The sequence below is a fragment of the Pseudomonas sp. TE31087 genome, assembly GCF_057284075.1.
This window is the reverse complement of record NZ_JBXVNN010000001.1, coordinates 914584-932446: the sequence shown is the minus strand read 5'-3', so window position 1 is coordinate 932446 and position 17863 is coordinate 914584. Positions and strand designations below refer to the sequence as shown.

The following is a 17863-nucleotide window of genomic DNA, read 5'->3' as shown; positions in this document are numbered from 1 at the left end:
CCTCATGCCTGCACCAGTGGACCGGGGTTTTTCAGGTAGCGCTCGCGGATCGCCCGCGCCGACCAATAGGTCAGTGCCGCCACCAGCCCGGTGGGGTTGTAGCCCAGACCCTGGGGGAAGGCCGAGGCACCGGGGACGAACACGTTGTGCACGTCCCAGCACTGCAAGTAGCGATTGAGCGCACTTGTCTTGGGGTCGGTGCCCATGATCGCGCCGCCGTTGAGGTGGGTGGTCTGGTAGGTGGAGGCGTCGAAGTGCTGGCCGAAGGTTTTCTTGCCCGCGCTGATCGCCTTGGGTCCCATGGCCTCGGCGATCTTGCCCATGCGCTCGACCATGAAGCGGTTCATCTTCACGTCGTTGTCCTTCCAGTCGAAGGTCATGCGCAAAAGGGGCAAGCCGTAGGCATCCTTGTACACCGGGTCCAGGTCGAGGTAGTTGTCGCGGTAGGACTGGTGCGCGCCATGGGCATCCATCGACAGCATGTGCCGGTAGCTGTCGGCCACCGCGGCCTTCCAGCCGCTGCCCCATTTCGGCGTGCCCGGCGGCACCTTGGTGCCGGAGATCGGCTTGGCGCCGGCCTGGTTGACCCAGAACGGCGAACCGCCGACGAAGCCGTGGGGGCCATGGTCGAAGTTGTCGGCGTTGAAGTCGTCCACCGCCACGCCGTTGCCGCCAGCGCCGATGAAGGGATTGGTGTGGTGGCTGTCGCGGTCGAAGAACGCGGTCACGGTGGAGATGTTCTGGTAGGCGAAGTTGCGCCCGACCACCCCTTCGTTGCTCACCGGGTCGTAGGGCTTGCCGATGCCCGAGAGCAGCATCAGGCGCACGTTGTTGTACTGGAACGCGCCGAGGATCACCAGGTCGGCGGGTTGCTCCACCTCGCGCCCCTGGCTGTCGACGTAGGTCACGCCGGTGGCCAGGCGCTTGTCGGCGGTCAGGTTGACCCGCAGCACATGGGCGTTGTTGCGCAGCTCGAAGTTCGGCACCTGGCGCAGGGCCGGGAGGATGTTCACGTTGGGCGAGGCCTTGGAGTACATGTAGCAGGCATAGCCGCTGCAGTAGCCGCAGAAGTTGCATGGCCCCATCTGCGCGCCGTAGGGGTTGGTGTACGGCCCGGAGGTGTTGGCCGACGGCAGGTTGTAGGGGTGGTAGCCGACCTCGCGGGCGGCCTTCTCGAACAGCTGCGCCGACACGGTGTTCTTCTGCGCCGCCAGCGGGAAGTCGCTGGAGCGGTCGGCGGCGAACGGGTTGCCACCCTTGTCGCGGCCCACCACCTGACCCTTGATCGACCAGGCCGTGCCGGAGGTGCCGAACACCTTCTCGGCAAAATCGAAGTACGGCTCGAGCTCTTCATAGCTGACGCCGAAGTCCTGGATGGTCATGCCCTCGGGAATGAACCGCTTGCCGTAGCGCTCTTCATAGTGGCTGCGCAGGCGCAGTTCCACCGGGTCGACGCGAAAATGCACGCCGGACCAGTGCAGCCCCGCTCCGCCCGTACCGGTGCCGGGCAGGAAGGCGCCGAACTGGCGGTACGGCACGGCCACGTCGTTGACGCTGTGGCGCAGGGTCACGGTCTCGCGGGAGATGTCCATGAACAGCTTCTTGCGCGAGTTGTAGGTCAGTTCGTCCATGGTCTGCGGGTAGACGCCGTCCGGGTAGGTGTCGCGGGCCGGGCCGCGCTCCAGGGCCAGCACCTGCAGGCCGGCCTCGGTCAGTTCCTTGGCCATGATCGCCCCGGCCCAGCCGAACCCGACGATGACCACATCGACTTTCTTCATCACTTGGCTCATGGCTCAACCTCGCTCGCCGCTGATGGATACTGGTGGGAAGGGATAGCGCTCGTCGCGCTCCACCCAGTCCATGAAGTCGGCGCGGGCGCCGGGGAAGCCGACCAGCTTCCATCCGGCCAGGCCCTGGTTGCCGCCGTGCAGGGGGTCGCTGAAAAAGCCCTCGCGGGTGTTGAGCCAGAGCATGCCGAGGAAGGTGGCCGCCGGCACCGTGGCAAAGACCGGCTTGCCGCCGTCCAGGGCCTCGAGCACCTGCTGCTGTTGTTCAAGGCCGAGCTGGGCGAACGCCTTGCCGAACTGCGCCTGGCACCAGGCGTCGGTTTCGGCGATGCCCAGCCGGTAGATCTCCTGGGGGCTGAGCTTGAGCTGGTAACCCAGCTCGCTGGGCGCGTCGGGGCGGAATGGCCCCTGCATGTACCACAGCCCACCGCTGCCGTAGCGGGTGTTGAGCTGACGGTCGATGAACTCGGGCACGCCGGCATCGGCCGCACCGGGGCCGAGGGCGTCGGTGGGGATCAGCACGGCCACGGCGGCGCTGACGAAGGCCCACTCCTCGCGGGTGAAGAAGCTCGGCTGGTAGGCCCGTGCCGGGGCCGCTCGGGCCGGTTCGGCAGGTGCCGGGGTGACGCTGTCGGCGAGCACTGCGCTGCCCAGTCCCGTGCCGGCGAGGGTCGCCACCGGGATCAGGGTCAGGGATTGGCGCAGGAACGCCCGGCGCGCCGGTTGCACGGAGGCGGGTTGGTCCTTGGACATGAGGATGTCTCTCTGTTGATCAGGTCATACGGAAATCGTCGCCCTTTTCACCGCTGAAGATCCCGGGGCCACAGGCCGAGACAGCGCTGTCTCTGCGGAGCGGCCTTGTTTTGCCAAAGGGTCGCGGCGCGACCCCGGGATATCGAATCGGGCAAGGGCTGTTGTTATGGCAAGCACAGTGCTCGCCCCACTCATGGGTTTCGCCGCGACCAGGCAAGCGGGTTGACCAGGTTCTGCGGTCGCTCGCCGGCCAAGGCGGCCAGCAGGTTTTCAACGGCGCAACGGGCCATGGCCTCGCGGGTCTCCTCGGTGGCCGAGCCGATGTGCGGCGTCACCACCAGGTTGTCCAGTTGCAGCAAGGGTGAATCGGCGGGCAACGGCTCGCGCACGAACACGTCCAGGCCGGCGCCGCGAATGCGCCGCTCGGCCAGGGCCTGGAACAACGCAGCCTCGTCCAGCACCCGGCCACGGGAAATGTTCACCAGGATCGCCGACGGCTTCATCAGCGCCAGCTGCGGCGCGCCGATCAGGTTCTCGGTCGCGGCGGTCAGCGGCAGGCACAGGCAGACGAAATCGGACTCGGCCAGCAATGCCTCCAGGCTGCGATGCGCAGCGGCAAACCGCGCCTCCACCTCGGGCCGTGGCTGGCGGGTGTGGTACAGCACGCGCATGCCGAAACCGGCATGGGCGCGGCGGGCCAGGGCTTCGCCGATGCGGCCCATGCCGACGATGCCCAGGGTCTTGCCCTGCACGTCGCAACCAAACTGCGCCGGCCCGATGCCCGCCTGCCAGTGGCCGGCGCGGATCCAGCCGTCGAGCTCGACGACCCGCCGGGCACAGGCGAGGATCAGGGCGAAGCCGGTGTCGGCGGTGGTTTCGGTGAGCACGTCGGGGGTGTTGGTCAGCAGCACGCCACGCTTGTCGAAGGCGTCGATATCGTAGTTGTCGACGCCGACCGAGACGCTGGAGACCACTTCCAGCTGCGGCGCCAGGTCGAGCAAGGGGGCGTCCAGGCGCAGGCTGGCGCCGAGCAGCCCATGGGCGCCCGGCAGCGCCGCACGCAGGCGGGCGAGGCCGTCGGCACTGGGCGATTCGACCAGGGTCACCTCGGCGTGCGCCTGCAGGCGGGCCATGAGCGCGTCGGAGAGGCGTTTGTAGAGGACGATGCGTTTCTTCATTGCACGGTACCTATCGGCTGGGCGCCAGGCTTTGCCGGCGTGTCTGTTGCAAGGGATTGAGAACGGCGGTCAGGGCCACGGCCAGCAGCAGCGCCACGCACATGAACAGGTAGGAGGCGCCGGGTCCGCCGGTGGCGCCATTGAGGTAGCCCACCAGCCACGAGCCGGAAAACGAACCCAGCGCGCCCATGCTGTTGATCAGCGCCATGGCGCCCCCGGCGACGTTGGCCGGCAGCAGTTCGGGGACGATGGCGAAGAACGGCCCGTAGGGCGCGTACATGCAGGCCCCGGCGATCACCAGCAAGGCGTAGGACCACCAGAAATGCTCGGTGCCCAGGCTGTACGAGCCGTAAAACGCCAGGGCGGCGATCAGCAGCGGCGGCCAGACGAAACGCTTGCGCTTCTGCAGGCGGTCCGAGGCCCAGGACACGCCGAGCATGGCCACCACCGCCCCCAGGTACGGCACCGCCGACAACCAGCCGGCGGTGACGATGTCCAGCGCCGCCGCCTGCTTGAGGATCGACGGCAGCCAGAGCACGAAGCCGTACACGCCGATGCTCCAGCAGAAGTACTGCAGCGACAGGATCAACACGGTGGGCGAACGGAACGCCTCGCGGTAGTTCTTCACCGGCTTGATACCCTGCTGCTCGGCGTCCAGCGCCTGGCGCAGCGCCGCCTTCTCGCGGGCATCCAGCCACTTGGCCTGCTCCGGACGGTCATCCACCAGGCGCCACCAGATGAAGGCCCAGAGAATCGCCGGCGCGCCTTCGATGATGAACATCCAGCGCCAGTCGAACTGCTGCACCAGGTAGCCCGAAACCACCGACATCCACAGGATGGTCACCGGGTTGCCGAGGATCAGGAAGGAGTTGGCCCGCGAGCGCTCGGCGCGGGTGAACCAGTGGCAGAGGTAGATGAGCATGGCCGGCATCACCGCCGCCTCCACCACGCCCAGCAGGAAGCGGATGACGATCAGCAGGTAGACGTCGTGCACCACGCCGGTCAGCGTCGCCAGGCCGCCCCAGAGGATCAGGCTGGCGAAGATCAGCTTCTTCACGCTGCGCTTCTGCGCATAGAGGGCGCCCGGCACCTGGAAGAAGAAGTAGCCAAGGAAGAACAGCGCGCCGAGCAGCGACGACAGCGCCGGGGTGATCTTCAGGTCGTCGGCCATGCCCGAGGCCGCGGCAAAGCCATAGTTGGCCCGGTCGAGGTAGGCCAGGCTGTAGGTGATGAAGACGATGGGCATGATGTACCACCAGCGTCTGGGAGCGAGTCGATCAAGCTGCATGGGGATTCTCCTGGTCTTGTTGTTCTTGTCACATCAGGTGCCGGACGGTCCGGCGATTCAGCGTGGTTGGATCGAAGCGTGTTCGTGCAGGTCCAGTTCGTGGCGTTGCGGCAGGCCTTCCATGTCGCCCCGGCTCTGCACCGCCCGGCTGCCGCACCAGTTGCCCCGGGCCACGGCCCGGCGCAGTGGCAGGCCCTCGAGCAAGGCGCTGATCACGCCGACGGCGAAGGCATCGCCCGCCCCCACGGTGTCAACGACCCGGGCCACTGGAAAACCAGGGACCACCCCGTGCTCACCCTTGGCGTCGCGCCAGTAGGCGCCTTCGGCGCCAAGCTTGATGGCCACGTATTGCACACCTTGCTCTAGGTAGAACTCGGCGATGTCCTGCGGCGACTCGCGGCCACTCAGCAGGCGCCCCTCCTCAAGCCCCGGCAGGACCCAGTCGGCCTTGAACGCCAAGGCGTTGATCTCGCGCACCATGGTCTGGCGGTCCGGCCACAGCGAAGGCCGCAGGTTGGGGTCGAAGGAAATGCTGCGGCCATGGGCGCGCATGTTGTCCAGCAACTGGTGGCAGAGCGCGCGGCAGCTAGCCGACAAGGCCGGTGGAATGCCAGTGGCGTGCAGGTGTCGGGCCTCCAGCAACGTGGGTTGCAGTTGAGCCGGCGACAACCGGCTGGCCGCCGAGCCACGACGGAAATACTCGACTTTCGGATCGCGGCCGTCATCGCAGCGCTCCTTGAGCTGGAACCCGGTGGGATGCTCGTCATCGATCTCGACGCTGGAACAGTCCAGCCCTTCCTGGCGCAGGGTGTCGAGCACGAAGGCGCCGAGCGAGTCGTTACCCACCCGGCTCAGCCAGCGCACCCCCAGGCCCAGGCGCGCCAGGCCGATGGCCACGTTGCTGTCGGCACCGGCGATGCGCTTGCCGAAACCCTCGACCTGGGCCAGTTCGCCCGGCTGCGCGGCCACGAACATGGCCATGGTTTCACCGAAACACAGGACGTCGCGCTCAGCCATGGCACACCTGCCCTTCCAGCTGCGCCAGTTGCGCGACCTGCCGCGCGGTCAGCGCCAGCAGGTCATCACCGGCCAGGGGGTATTCGATGGCCCGCGGCAGGTCCGGGGCGAAATAGGTCATCAGCTCGCGCCACTGGGCCAGGTCAAGCGCCTGGGGCACGACCGCGACCAGGCGCCCGTCGGCACGCCGGGCCACGGCCTTGCAGTGCACATAGCGCACCCAACGGCCCAGCAGCTGTGCCGCCAGCAGCGGTGATTCGTCATGCCAGTACCAGTTACCGATATCGAAGGTCATGCCCGGTGCCACGTCCTGCTCCTGCGCCTCGCGGAAGAATCGTTCCAGGACCTGCAGCCGTCCGCCGTAAGGCGTCTGGTCGTTTTCCACATACAGCGCTGTCTTGTGCCCCAGCAATGGCGCCAGGGCCTGCAAGTCACAGCCTGGCTGGTAATGCCCCAGCGACACCTTCAGCGCCACCGCGCCGATTTCGCTTGCCAGTTGCAGGCGCTGGGCGATGGCCGGCTCCAGGCTGCCATCCTCGCGCCACAGCTCCAGTGGCGTGGAGTAAAGGCTCTGCAGGCCATGCTCGGCGGCCAGGTTGGCCAGGGTGGTGGCAGCGGGCGTGGCGTCGAACAGTTCCTCACGCCATTCCACCCGCCGCGCACCGGCGGCGGCCAGCAACGGCAGGTAGCTGGCCTGACCCAGGCGCCGCACGGCATCGGCACCGAAACTCGACAAGCTGATGGAGACAATGGGCGATTGCATGTGTGTGGTCCTTGTTCTTGTAGATGAAACCGGTTTCATTTTTCGCCAGCAGCAACGGCGTCAAGGACGCCGTCAGGCTTGTGATCGGGTGGAGCCTCGCGGGATCAGCTCGGCTTGCAAATCCAGGCGCCGCGCCGGCGAACCGCTGCCTTGCAGGCGCTCCAGCAGGCATTGGAACGCTGCGGCACCGATCCGCCCGGTGGGCTGGGCCAGGGCGGTGATGCCGCTGCCCACCAACGGGTACCAGTCCAGCTCGTCGAGCGCCAGCAGGCCGACGTCCTGGAACAGCGTTCCGCCACGGGCGTGCAGCACGCGTACCACCTCCAGGGTGGCAACGCCGTTACAGGTGAACAAGGCCTGCGGGCCGTGCCCTGCCCCGGCGATGAAGCTGCCCAGCTGCTCCGGCAAGTCCGCCCCCACCGCCAGCACCTGCCCACGCAGGCCACGGCGCCGGGCGATGGAGGCCTGGAAGGCGTCAACTCGCTCCTGGCGGGAGCTGGTGCCGTCGAGCGGCTCGGTCACGGCGAGGATGTCGCGATAACCGCAACGCTGCAGGTGATCAAGGGCCTGCTCGACGGCGTCGCTGTTGTCCAACCCCACCAGGTCGACTGCCAGGCCGGCCAGTTGCCGGTCGACCAGCACCATCGGCAGGTCGAGGGCCAGCTTGGCCAGCTCGTCGGCGCGGTGGCCGAGGGTGTTCACGATCAGGCCGTCGACGTTGTACGACTGCAGGGCTTGCAGGTGGCTGCGTTCCTGATCGTCGTCGTAGTCGGTGTTGCACACCACCAGGCTGTAGCCGTGCTGGCGGCAGGCAGTCTCGACGCCGTGCATTACCGCCACCGAATAGGGGTTGCGGATATCAGCCAGGAGCATGCCGATCAGCCCGGTGCGGCCGCGCTTGAGGGCGCTGGCCATGCGGTTGGGGCGATAGCCGAGGCGTTCGACGACGGCCTCGATGCGTTGCGCGGTGGCTTCGGCGAGCAGTTGCCGGTCCTCGCCCATATAGCGCGAGACCGTGGCCTTGGACACGCCGGCGGCCTTGGCGACCTCGCTGATGGTGACCCGACCGCGGACGGATGTTGGCTCTTTGTTCACCCTGTTTCCTTCTTGTTTGCGCTTTTGCAGGGTTGATGAAAACGGTTTCAATGAAATCAGGGATGGGGGGTGGCGTCAAGTGACGGGCTTTCTGCCAAAGCGGGTGGATTCAGTGCCAAACGCTTGTCCTGGCGCTGTACATGAGGGGCTTCGGGGTTATGGTGGTTTTACGGAGTTCGTTCGCCCTGCCTTGGAGATGGCCATGACCACACTGTTCAGGATCAGTCTGATTTTGCTGCTTGCCGGTATGGGGATGGGGGATATCTTGGTGGCCAGTGTGGGGTTGGTTGGGTTGTGTGGGGGGGCTGTGGTGCTCAGTGTTCGGCAGGATGATGGTGAGGTACGGGGGGGTGGGGAGTCGGAGTTTATTGCCTGAGGGTTCTGGTTCTGGCTCTGGTTTCTTGGTGACTGTTTTGATTTTTGTATGCGCATTCGTAGGTGATATCGACATTTAGTCACCTTTTCGCCTTTACGGCGACCTACTTTTCTCTAGGGAAAAGTAGGCAAAACCGTTCCGCTCCGTTCATCCGGCCCCTGCGCTGCGCTCCGGGGTTCCCTCGCTCCGTTCTTGCTCCCGGGAGGACCGCGCTGAACGCCCCATCCTGGGGCGCAGCGCTTGACGGCCATCCATGGCCGTCACCTCCCTCCGCAAGAACTCCGCTCGGCCTCCTGAAGTCGCAATTGGCGGCGCCTGAACTATTGCGCGCTTAGAAGCAAGAGCAAGAGCAAGAGCAAGAGCAAGAGCAAGAGCAAGAAATGCGAAGTCAGTTGTTTTACAGTTAGTTATGTATTGGCTTTTCCGGCCCTTTCGCGGGGCAAGCCCGCTCCTACAGAGTTATATATAACGACGACTATCGCGTGGGAGCGGGCTTGCCCCGCGATGCGATCGAGAGATTAATTAAGTTTGAACTAGCGACAGCTGCGCCAGTCCAGGCGCCGCTCGTAACTTCGCGACTTCAGGAGGCCGAACGGAGGTCTTGCGGAGGGAGGTGACGGGCATGGATGCCCGTCAAGCGCTGGGGCCCAGGATGGGCCCTGCAGCGCGGTCCTCCCGGGAGCAAGGCCGGAGTGAGGGAACCCGGAGCGAAGCGTAGGGCCGGATGAATGGAGCGAGGCGGCTTTGGTTACTTTGGCCAAGACCAAAGTAACCCGCCGTAAGGGCGGAAAGGTGAATAAGCGTCGACATCTTAAATGAATGCACATACAACTTTCAAAACCAGCCAACAATAGTTTTAAAAGTTCTAGCAACTCAGATGCCATCGCAAGACAGAAGGACGAGATACACAAGAATAACGGGTAGAACCCAACGCCCCACCCGCCCCCAATCACCCATCAAGCCTTATCAGCCAACCTCCCCACCAGCCCATCGACAAACGCCACGGCATTGATAACCCCCTCATGCCCATCAGCGATCACCGTAGAACTGGCCAACCCGTTGACCGAAGCCTGCGCCAGCAACCCCGCCTCCCCCATCCGCACCCGCTCCAGGCTACGACTCTCGCTGGCCCACCAGCAATCCACCCGGACCGCCAGCGGCCGCAGGCGAAACGCCTGGCTCAGTTCGACGTTGCGATCAAGGACAGCAAAGCCATCGACAATCTCCCGCTGCAGGTGCACATCCTCATGAATGGCCCGCAGCCGCTCGGCGCTGACACCGCCGGCAGCGGCCACCTGCTCGATGACCCACTCGGTCCTGTCGACCCCGGCAGGCAGACGCCCGGCCTCCTCGATAAAGCCGACGATACGGGCTTCACCAACACCCGGAGCGAAAGCCAGCAGCCCCCGCAGCAGGCTCTCGTCCGCCCGCGCCACCTGCACCACCTCGACGGGCTCGGCCTCAAGGCCGGACACATCCTTCGGCAGCAGGGTATCGACAAGGCCGACAAAGCCCACTTCCTGGCCTGCCTGCTCCAGGGCATGAGCCACCTCCAGCGCCAGGGCGCCACCCAGTGACCAGCCCAGCAGATGGTAAGGGCCGCTGGCCTGGGTACGACGAATCTGCTCGACGTAGAAGCCGACCATCGCCTCCCAGGACTCGTCCACCCAGCCCGGCTCGGCGTAGCACTTGTTGACCAGGCCATACACCGGACGCTCGTCGGCCAGGCGGCTGGCCAGCGGGTAGTAGGCGTAGGCACCGCCACCGCCCGGCGGCAGGCAGAACAGCGCCGGACGCTGCAGTTGGCAACCGTTGAGGTTGATCACCGACGATTTCAGGCGATCCTTGCCGCCGCCGATGAAGTTTGCCAGTTCCTCGAAGCTCGCCATCAGCATGAACTCATGCAGGCTGATGTTGGTGGCGAAGGCTTCGCGCACCCGGTTTACCAAGGTGATCACCAGCAGCGAGTGGCCGCCGAGTTCGAAGAAGTTGTCGTGCAGACCCACCTGCTCGACCTTCAGCACTTCGCTCCAGATCGCGGCCAGTTGTTGTTCCAGCGCCGTGCGTGGCGCCACGTAGCCTTGTTGCAGCTGGCTGGCGTCGGGCTTGGGCAGGGCCTTGCGGTCCAGCTTGCCGTTGGCGGTCAGCTGCCACTGGTCCAGCACCAGGAAGTGGGTCGGGACCATGTAGTCCGGCAGGTTGGCTTTCAGGTGCTGTTTCAGCGTGTCACGCAACGTTGCGTGGTCTGCATTTACATCTTGGGCGATCAGGTAAGCGGCCAGTTGCTTGCCCCCTGCCCCGTCGATATCCAGCACCAACACTTCGCGCACGGCAGCGTGCTCTTGCAGGCGTGCCTCGATCTCGCCCAGTTCGATACGGAAGCCACGGATCTTCACCTGATGGTCGATCCGGCCCACGTATTCGATCACGTCCTGGCCGCGATAGCGCGCCAGGTCGCCGGTACGGTACAGGCGCCCGCCTTTGCTGGAGAACGGATCCGGCACGAAGCGTTCGGCGGTCAGCGAGGCACGGTTGTGGTAACCGCGGGCCAGGCCGGCGTGGCCGACGTGCAGCTCGCCCGTGCAGCCCTTGGCCACCGGATTGAAATCGGCATCCAGTACATACATCGACAGGTCCGGGATCGCCGCACCGATCGGGCTGCCCGGTTGCTGCGTATCGGCGAAGCGGATCGGCCGGTAGGTCACGTGGACCGTGGTCTCGGTGATGCCGTACATGTTGATCAGGTTGTCGCAGTCTTCACCGAAGCGCTCGAACCACGGTTGCAGTGCCGCCACATCCAGGGCCTCGCCGCCGAAGATCACGTAGCGCAGTGCCAGATCATCAGCGCTGTCACAGGCCACCCGCATCAGCGGCTTGAACGCCGACGGGGTCTGGTTGAGCACGGTCACGCCCTGCTCCACCAGCAGTTGGTGGAAATCTTCCGGCGAGCGCGTGGTTTCACGCGGCACGATCACCAGGCGACCGCCGTGCAGCAGCGCACCGAAGATCTCCCAAACGGAGAAGTCGAAGGCGTACGAGTGGAACAGCGTCCACACGTCCTGCGGGCCGAAGCCGAACCAGGCATCGGTGGCCTTGAACAGGCGCAGCAGGTTGTGGTGCGGCAGCAAGGTGCCTTTGGGCTTGCCGGTGGAGCCCGAGGTGTAGATCACATAGGCCAGGTTATCCGGCTGGCTCAGGTGCTCGGGATTCTCATCGCTGTAGCCGGCCAGATCATCTTCCAGCTTCTGGCTGCGAACCTGCGCCGGTACGGGCAGATCGACCAGCAGATGGCCTTGCGTCAGCAGCAGTTGAATGCCGCTGTCTTCCATCATGTAGCTCAGGCGGTCCTGCGGATATTCAGGATCCAGCGGCACATAGGCGCCACCCGCCTTGAGGATCGCCAGCAGGCCGACGATCATCTCGAAGCCGCGCTCCACCGCGATGCCCACCAGCACATCCGGCCCCACGCCCTGCTCGCGCAGCTTGTGCGCCAGGCGGTTGGCGCGGCGGTTAAGCTGGTCGTAGCTCAGCGACTGCCCGGCGAAGGTCACGGCGACTGCTTCAGGCGTGCGCGCCGCCTGCGCTTCGATCAGCACATGAGCACAGGCTTCGCTCGGGAAACTGGCAATCTCCTGCTCCGCCGCCCCGCTCAAGGCCAGGTCACCCAGCGCCCGCTGCGACGAGTCCGCCAATCCTTCCAGCAGCTCGACGAAGTGCGCCGCCAACTGTTCGACGGCCGATTCGGCATAACTGGCCCGATCAAACTTGAAGCTGGCCAGCAGCTTGTCACCCACCTGTGCCACCAGGGTCAGCGGATAGTTGGTCTGCTCCTGGCTGACCACCTCGCCAAACGCCAGTTCCTGGGGCGCACCGGCTTGAAGCGCCTCGGACACCGGATAGTTTTCGAACACCAGGATATTGTCGAACAGCGCCTCGCCGCTCCAGCCGGCCCAGCGCTGGATCTCGTACAGCGGCGTGTGCTCATGCTCGCGCAAGGCCAGGTTCAGCGCCTGGACCTGCTGCACCCAGTCGTCCACAGTCTGTTCCGGACGCGGGGTGGCGATCACCGGCAGGGTGTTGATGAACAGCCCCAGCTGCTCCTCGACACCCGGCAACTCGGCCGGGCGACCTGCCACGGTGGCGCCGAAGGTCACGCTGGACTGCCCGGTATAGCGCTGCAACAGCAGCAGCCAGGCCGCCTGGACCAGAGTGTTGAGGGTGACCCGCTGTTCCCGGGCAAACTCGCCCAGGCGCTGGGTGCGTTGCGGGTCGAGCAGCACCGGGTATTCACCCTGCCCCTGCCCATGAGCCTCGGAGCGGAACGCCTGGGCCAGCCGGGTGGGTTCGTTCAAGCAGGCGGTGCGCTCGCGCCAGAAGCGCTCGCTGACTGTCTGGTCCTGGCGTTGCAGCCACTGGATATAGTCGCGGTAACGGCTGGTCTTGGCCGCAGGCACAACACCGGCGTAACGCTGCAGCACCTCGCCGAACAGCCGCGAGCTGCTCCAGCCATCCAGCAGGATATGGTGGTTGGTCAACACCAGTTGGTACTGCTGTTCGCCGGTACGGATCACCGCCAGGCGCAGCAGCGGGCCGCAGGCGAGGTCGAAGCCGGCGCGCAGGTCGGCTTCGGCCCAGGCCTGCAACGCCGTAGGCAGGTCGGCCTGGTCGCGCCAGTCCAGCTCCACCAGCGGCAGGCGCGCCTCGCGCAGGACGACCTGCAGCGACTGGTCGTAACCGCTGACAAAGCTGCTGCGCAGTACCTCGTGGCTGTCCAGGGTGGCCTGCCAGGCCGCAACGAAGCGCGGCACATCCAGGCCCTGCACCTCGACCCGCAGCTGGTTGATGTAGTTGCCCGCCGCCTGCTCGTAGAGGCTGTGGAACAGCATGCCCTGCTGCATCGGCGACAACGGGTAGATGTCCTCGATATTGCTCGCGGCCACCGGCAACGCCGCCAGCTGGCGCTGGTCAAGGCGGGCCAGCGGGAAGTCCGACGGCGTCACGCCCGCCACGCCAGCGGTGGTGCAATGGGCGATCAGCAGGCGCAGTTCCTCGGCGTATTCGTCGGCCAGGCGCTGGATCTGTCCGCGCTCGAACACGGCGCTGCTGAAGCTCCAGTCCAGGGCCAGCTCGCCGGCGTAAACCTGGCCATCGATGCTGAGCAGGCTGCCCAGCGGCGCCTCCGGGCTCTGCCCCTGCCCCGCGCCTTCCGGCGCCGGGGTGAACAACCCTTGCTCGCTGTCGAAGCTGCCGTCGAACTGCCCCAGGTAGTTGAACACGATGCTGCCCTGGGCCGATGCGCCGAGGGTCTGGCGAGCCTGCTCGTCGCCCAGGTAGCGCAGCACGCCGTAGCCGATACCCTTGGCCGGCACTGCGCGCAGCTGCTCCTTGACCGCCATGATCGACGCGCCCATCTCGCTTGCCGGGGTCAGTTTCAATGGATACAGGCTGCTGAACCAACCCACCGTGCGGGTGATGTCGAGGTCGTCGAACAGGTCTTCACGGCCGTGGCCTTCCAGGCGGATCAGCGCATGCGCCTCGCCGGTCCAGCGGCGGATGACCCGGGCCAGCGCCGTCAGCAGCAGGTCGTTGACCTGGGTGCGGTAGGCGGCTGGCGCCTCTTGCAGCAGTTGCCGGGTCAGCTCGGCGTTCAGTCGGGTGCGCACCGAGATCTCATGCTTGCGTTGCTGGCCACCCTGCGGGTTGGCCCCAGGCAGGGCGTCGCTGACGCCCTGCAACTGCGCCTGCCAGTAGGCCAACTCGGCCACCAGCGCAGGGCTGCGGGCATGCTCGCGCAGGTGCTCGGCCCAGGCCTTGAGCGAGCTGCTCTTGGCCGGCAGTACCGGCGTCTTGCCGGCCGCCAGGGCCTGGCAGGCCGCCTGCAGGTCTTCGAGCAGGACGCGCCAGGACACGCCGTCGACCACCAGGTGATGGATCACCACCAGCAGGCGCTGCTGGCCTTCGGGCAGGTCGATCAGCACCACCCGCAGCAGCGGGCCATGCTTCAGGTCCAGGCTGCGCTGGGCTTCGTCTGCCAGCTCCGGCAGGCGCGCGGCATCGTCCAGTTGATGCACCCACAGCAATTGCTGCGTATCAACCGGCGCGAACTGCCCCTGCCACTGCCCCTGCCCCTGCTCCTCACTGAACCGCAGGCGCAGGGCGTCGTGCTGCGCCACCAGCAGCTCGAGCGCAGGCTGCAGCAACGCCACCGTCAAGGACTGGCGCGGGCTCAGCAGCACCGCCTGGTTCCAGTGGTGACGCTGGGGAATCGCGGTGTCGAAGAAACGCGCCTGGATCGGCAGCAACGGCAGACTGCCGCTGACCTGCTCGACCACCTCGGCCGCCGGTTTCTTCTCGATCAGCTTGGCCACCGCCGCCAGTTGGCCGATGGTCTGCTTCTCGAACAACTGCTTGGGGCTCAGCTTGATGCCCTGGCGCTTGGCCCGGGCGATGATCTGCAGGCTGAGAATCGAATCGCCGCCCAACTCGAAGAAGTTGTCGGTGCTGCCCACTTGCTCGCGTTTGAGCACTTCGCACCAGATCGCGGCAAGTTTTTCCTCGATTTCGCCAACAGGCGCGGTGTAACGCTGCCTGGCCACTCCCGGTTTGGGCAGCGCCTTTTTGTCCAGCTTGCCGTTGGCGGTCAGCGGCAGGCGCTCGAGCAACAGCACTTGAGCCGGCACCAGGTACTCCGGCAGGCGCGCCTGCAGGGCCTGGCGCAACGCCTCGGCCTGCAGCTCCACGCCCGCCGCCGGCACGGCCCAGGCCACCAGTTGCAGGCGCGTCGGATCACTGTCCAGGGGCAGCGCCAGCACCACGGCCTCGCCGACGCCGGGCAGGCCTTGCAGCACCTGACCGACCTCGCCCGGCTCGACCCGGTAGCCGCGGATCTTCACCTGGTCGTCGCCGCGGCCCAGGTATTCCAGCACGCCCTGATCCAGGCGCGCGCGGTCACCGGCACGGTACAGCCGCTCGCCGTTGTGGCCAAAGGGATCGGGGACGAAACGCTCGGCGGTCAGGCCCGGCTGGCCGACATAGCCCTGGGCCAGGCCCTGGCCACCCAGGTACAGCTCGCCGGCCACCCGCTCGGGCAACGGGTTGAGGTAGGCATCCAGCACCCGCGCCTGGCCGTTATCCAATGGTCGACCCACCGGCACGCTGCGCCAGCCGGGCAGGCGTTCGCCGACTTCGTGGGTGAGGATGCCCACAGTGGTCTCAGTCGGGCCATAGTGGTTGATGATCCGGCAGCCGGGTTTCAGGCGCCGGACCTGCTCGATCAGGGCCCAGGAACTGGCCTCGCCACCGAGGATCAGCAGCTGTTCGGGCAGCACCCGCTCAGGCTGCGCCGCCTGCAACAGACCCTGCAGATGGCTGGGCACGATCTTCAGCACATCGACCCGGTGCTCGGCCATGTAGCTGGCAAAACCATCCGGATCGAAGCCCTGGTCGTGGCCCAGCAGGTGCAGCAGCCGGCCCGAGGCCAGCGCGCCGAACAGCACGGTGTGGCCCAGGTCCGCGGCCACGGTGGAGACCATCGCCAGGCTGGCGCCGGGCTGCAGGTCGAGGCGTTGCAGCACGCCCTGCAGGTAGTTGGCCAGCGCGCCGTGGCTGATCACCACGCCCTTGGGCTGCCCGGTGGAACCCGAGGTGTAGATGATGTACGCCGCTTGCTGCGGTTCGATGTGTACCGCCGGCGGCTGGTCGCTGCAGTCTGCGTGCTGCGCCGCGTCAAAAGCCAGCGCCGGGCATACGCCGAGCCCCGCCGCCTGGGCATCGCCCAGGGCATGCACCAGCAACCGCGCGCCACTGGCCTGCAGCAGTTGCTGCAGGCGTTCGGCGGGCTGGCGGCTGTCCAGCGGCAGGTACACCGCGCCCAGCTTGAGCACGGCCAGCAGGCTGGTCACCCACTCGATGGAGCGTTCCTGGCACAGCGCCACGGTCATGCCCGGGGCGATGCCCTGCGCCTTCAGATAGTGGGCGAAGCGGTTGGCCTGCTGCTCCAGCTCCATGTAGCTGACCATGCGATCACCCGCGCGCAGCGCCGGCTGCCCGGCACCGGCCTGCAGGCCTTGGCGCCACAGGGCGAGGAAGTCCGGCTGCGACCAGTCCCGGAGGTTGGCCTCGACCTGCGCGGCCTGGGTATCGGGATGCTCGAACAGCGCCGCCTCAGGATGCTCTACGAGGGTACACAGCACCGCCTGGAACGAAGCAGCAATACGTTCGATGGTCGCGGCTTCGAACAGGTCGGTGCTGTAGGTGAAGTAGCCTTGCAGGCCGTCGGGGGTTTCGCAGAAGTCGAAGGCCAGGTCGAAGCGGGCATCGCGGCCTTCGACCGAAAAACCGCTGACGCTCAGGCCGCCCAGCGTTTGCCGGGCCTGGGCGGCGGCTTCGCTGTCGGCCAGGTTCTGGTTGATCTTCACCTGGAACAACGGGTTGTGGCCCAAATTACGCTCTGGCGCCAGGGCATCCACCAGGTGCTCGAACGGCAGTTCCTGGTGCGACTGCGCGCCGCTGACCACCTGCTTCACCTGCTCCAGCAGGGCCGCGCCGCTCTGGCGCTCGTCCACCTGCACCCGCAGCACCTGGGTGTTGATGAAGAAGCCGATCAGGCCTTCGACTTCCTTGCGGTTGCGCCCGGCGTTGGGCGCGCCGATGCGGATGTCGGCCTGGCCGCTGTAGCGCGCCAGGGTCACGGCCAGAGCCGCCAGGGTCAGCATGAACACGGTCTGGCCCTGGCTGCGCGCCTGGGCCTTGAGCTTGGCCGACAGCGCCGCCGGCACATCGCTGCGCAGGGTCGCGCCGCGGTAGCTAGGGTGCGCCGGACGCTCATGATCCAACGGCAACTCCAGCACCGGGTGCTCGTCCCCCAGTTGCTGCTTCCAGTACTGCAACTGGCGCTCGCCCTCGCCGGCCTCGAGCCAGGCGCGTTGCCAGATCGCATAGTCGGCGTACTGCACCTCGAGCGGCGGCAGGTCGGCAGCACGGCCCTGAGACAGCGCTTCGTACAGGTGCACGAACTCCTGCACCATCAGCTCGCCCGACCAGCCGTCGGAGACGATATGGTGCATGCACACCGTCAGCACGTGTTCGGTAGGCGCCAGGCGCAGCAAGCGGACCCGCAGCAGCGGCCCTTCGAGCAGGTCGAAGGGCGCATCCAGCGCCTCGCGTACCGCGCCGCGCAGGCACTGTTCGAGATCCTCGCCCGGACCGGCCTGCACCTCACGCACTTCCAGGCTCACGCCCGACTGCTCAAGGACCTGCTGGTGGAACTCACCCTCTTCTGAGACAAAACGCGTGCGCAGGCTTTCGTGACGCCGCACCAGCGCATCCAGGGCCTCGGCCAGGGCCTGCTGGTTCAGCGAGCCGCTCAGGCGCACCGCCATCGGCACGTTGTAGAAACTGCCCTGTGGCTCCAGCTGCCAGAGGAACAGCATGCGCTGCTGGGCGTAGGACAGCGGGATGCGCGGGCTGTCGTGGCGGGTGACGGCGATCGGCAGCAGGCGGAAGCTCTGCCCGGTCTCGCGCATCTTGTCGAGGATCTGCCGACGCTGCTCCAGGGCCAGGCCGACAAAGCGTTTGGCGATACGTTCTGCTGTGCTCTTGTCCATC

9 protein-coding genes are annotated in these 17863 nt (G+C 66.4%); 1 reads left to right on the top strand and 8 read right to left on the bottom strand.

The genetic code is table 11. The annotated features are described in order from the left end of the window. Positions 1–2: 2 nt before the first annotated feature. From ACZ899_RS04195 to ACZ899_RS04165, 7 genes are all read right to left on the bottom strand, one after another. On the bottom strand, positions 3–1790 hold the full coding sequence (locus ACZ899_RS04195; RefSeq protein ID WP_234560901.1) for a GMC family oxidoreductase: 1788 nt from the start codon (positions 1788–1790) through the stop codon (positions 3–5). 3 nt (positions 1791–1793) lie between these two features. Next, the gene (locus ACZ899_RS04190; RefSeq protein ID WP_234560900.1) at positions 1794–2540 is read right to left on the bottom strand and encodes a gluconate 2-dehydrogenase subunit 3 family protein; all 747 of its coding nucleotides are present in this window, start codon (positions 2538–2540) and stop codon (positions 1794–1796) included. Positions 2541–2731: 191 nt separating this feature from the next. Further along, the gene (locus ACZ899_RS04185) at positions 2732–3718 is read right to left on the bottom strand and encodes a 2-hydroxyacid dehydrogenase (RefSeq protein WP_234560899.1); all 987 of its coding nucleotides are present in this window, start codon (positions 3716–3718) and stop codon (positions 2732–2734) included. Positions 3719–3728: 10 nt separating this feature from the next. Further along, on the bottom strand, positions 3729–5006 hold the full coding sequence (locus ACZ899_RS04180) for an MFS transporter (protein WP_234560898.1): 1278 nt from the start codon (positions 5004–5006) through the stop codon (positions 3729–3731). Positions 5007–5063: 57 nt separating this feature from the next. Continuing rightward, entirely contained in the window at positions 5064–6023 is a 960-nt protein-coding gene (locus tag ACZ899_RS04175) for a sugar kinase (RefSeq protein WP_234560897.1), read from the bottom strand. Beyond that, entirely contained in the window at positions 6016–6786 is a 771-nt protein-coding gene (locus ACZ899_RS04170) for an AP endonuclease (RefSeq protein WP_234560896.1), read from the bottom strand. The genes ACZ899_RS04175 and ACZ899_RS04170 overlap by 8 nt, the downstream gene beginning before the upstream one ends. Positions 6787–6858: 72 nt before the next feature. Beyond that, positions 6859–7881, bottom strand: a complete 1023-nt coding sequence (locus tag ACZ899_RS04165; RefSeq protein WP_234560895.1) for a LacI family DNA-binding transcriptional regulator — start codon at positions 7879–7881, stop codon at positions 6859–6861. A 202-nt stretch (positions 7882–8083) separates the two neighbouring features. Between ACZ899_RS04165 and ACZ899_RS04160 the strand changes: the two genes are divergently transcribed. Beyond that, positions 8084–8257 carry a hypothetical protein gene (locus ACZ899_RS04160; RefSeq protein ID WP_234560894.1) on the top strand — a complete coding sequence of 58 codons (174 nt, stop codon included), beginning with the start codon at positions 8084–8086 and terminating at the stop codon, positions 8255–8257. A 956-nt stretch (positions 8258–9213) separates the two neighbouring features. Here ACZ899_RS04160 and ACZ899_RS04155 read toward each other — a convergent pair. Then, entirely contained in the window at positions 9214–17862 is an 8649-nt protein-coding gene (locus tag ACZ899_RS04155) for an amino acid adenylation domain-containing protein (RefSeq protein ID WP_234562329.1), read from the bottom strand. Position 17863 lies beyond the last annotated feature (1 nt).

Excerpts from the sequence above, each read along its gene's own strand:
- ACZ899_RS04195 (WP_234560901.1), bottom strand. The coding sequence starts at position 1,790 with ATGAGCCAAGTGATGAAGAAAGTCGATGTGGTCATCGTCGGGTTCGGC.
- ACZ899_RS04190 (WP_234560900.1), bottom strand. The coding sequence starts at position 2,540 with ATGTCCAAGGACCAACCCGCCTCCGTGCAACCGGCGCGCCGGGCGTTC.
- ACZ899_RS04185 (WP_234560899.1), bottom strand. The coding sequence starts at position 3,718 with ATGAAGAAACGCATCGTCCTCTACAAACGCCTCTCCGACGCGCTCATG.
- ACZ899_RS04180 (WP_234560898.1), bottom strand. The coding sequence starts at position 5,006 with ATGCAGCTTGATCGACTCGCTCCCAGACGCTGGTGGTACATCATGCCC.
- ACZ899_RS04175 (WP_234560897.1), bottom strand. The coding sequence starts at position 6,023 with ATGGCTGAGCGCGACGTCCTGTGTTTCGGTGAAACCATGGCCATGTTC.
- ACZ899_RS04170 (WP_234560896.1), bottom strand. The coding sequence starts at position 6,786 with ATGCAATCGCCCATTGTCTCCATCAGCTTGTCGAGTTTCGGTGCCGAT.
- ACZ899_RS04160 (WP_234560894.1), top strand. The coding sequence starts at position 8,084 with ATGACCACACTGTTCAGGATCAGTCTGATTTTGCTGCTTGCCGGTATG.
- ACZ899_RS04155 (WP_234562329.1), bottom strand. The coding sequence starts at position 17,862 with ATGGACAAGAGCACAGCAGAACGTATCGCCAAACGCTTTGTCGGCCTG.